Raw genomic sequence first — 582 nt, forward strand, 5'->3', positions numbered from 1 at the left:
TGGGGCGGCACATTAAATTTATATATAGCATTTCGAAAGAATCCAAATTAATCCCTATACCATTAGCTGTGGGTGCTTCCCATTAGAACTATTTCAATAGAAGCTTATACCTAACAACAACGCTGCATACAAATGCAGCGTTGCCTCGTAGTTTCAGATTTTTTTATCCCAGCACGTGAAGAGGTGAGGGAAGTGATATATCTGACTATGCCCCCTTGGGGGAAGAGCGAGCCTAAAGGTTTAGAATGCTATGAGTTTGAGCTAGCTGGACTTTGAGCAGATGGTTTATCGCTCATGGGAAATCATTTTGTTTTACGATTCAAAAAGAGGATAGTGATGGTCTCATTGGCGTAGGTGGGCAAGAAAACTGTTAGCTTGGCAATGCGTCAACAATTTGTAGAACTATGTTGTGGAACCCCTACGCAAAGCCGTTGCTATGATGGCATGATGCTTTTGTCAAGCATTATGATATGGGGAGGAACCAGTGTTTAAGGGTGCAACTGCGGTCACTATACGATCCAGTAGCATTACGTTTTTACGTTTGAGTATTTAGGAGCGGTAGACTCTGTACAGGCTATGCGT

The 582-nt window shown here is 42.6% G+C and carries 1 protein-coding gene; it reads left to right on the forward strand.

The window, feature by feature from the left end; translation table 11 throughout:
• Positions 1 to 354 precede the first annotated feature (354 nt).
• Positions 355 to 492 carry a hypothetical protein gene (locus ACFIKJ_RS09680; protein WP_375625634.1) on the forward strand — a complete coding sequence of 46 codons (138 nt, stop codon included), beginning with the start codon at positions 355 to 357 and terminating at the stop codon, positions 490 to 492.
• Positions 493 to 582 lie beyond the last annotated feature (90 nt).

Source organism: Bartonella sp. PS7NMGDW, assembly GCF_042193585.1.
GTDB lineage: Bacteria > Pseudomonadota > Alphaproteobacteria > Rhizobiales > Rhizobiaceae > Bartonella > Bartonella grahamii.